This is a genomic window from Collinsella sp. TM05-37 (genome assembly GCF_003436455.1).
Lineage (GTDB): Bacteria > Actinomycetota > Coriobacteriia > Coriobacteriales > Coriobacteriaceae > Collinsella.
The window spans coordinates 14,420-14,834 of record NZ_QSPN01000026.1; the positions used below are offsets into that span (position 1 = coordinate 14,420).

The window sequence follows — 415 nt, forward strand, 5'->3', positions numbered from 1 at the left end:
ACCTACGGCCTGCGCACCACGATCTCCAACTGCTCCAACAACTACGGCCCCTACCAGCACGTGGAGAAGTTCATCCCGCGCCAGATCACCAACATAATCGACGGCGTGCGCCCCAAGCTCTACGGGAAGGGCGAGAACGTGCGCGACTGGATCCACACCGAGGACCACTCCTCGGCCGTCTGGGACATCCTCACCAAGGGCCGCACGGGGGAGACCTACCTCATCGGGGCTAATGGCGAGAAGAACAACATCACCGTCCTGCGCATGATCCTGGAGGCCATGGGCCGCGACCCCGAGGACTTCGACTGGGTCGCCGACCGCCCCGGCCACGACCGCCGCTACGCCATCGACTCCACCAAGCTGCAGACCGAGCTCGGCTGGAGGCCGGCGCACACCGACTTCGCCGGGGGCCTCA

At 66.0% G+C, this 415-nt stretch carries 1 protein-coding gene; it reads left to right on the forward strand.

The window, feature by feature from the left end; genetic code table 11:
• A partial coding sequence (locus DXD48_RS10290; protein ID WP_233514991.1) for a GDP-mannose 4,6-dehydratase occupies positions 1-415 on the forward strand: 415 nt, incomplete at both ends.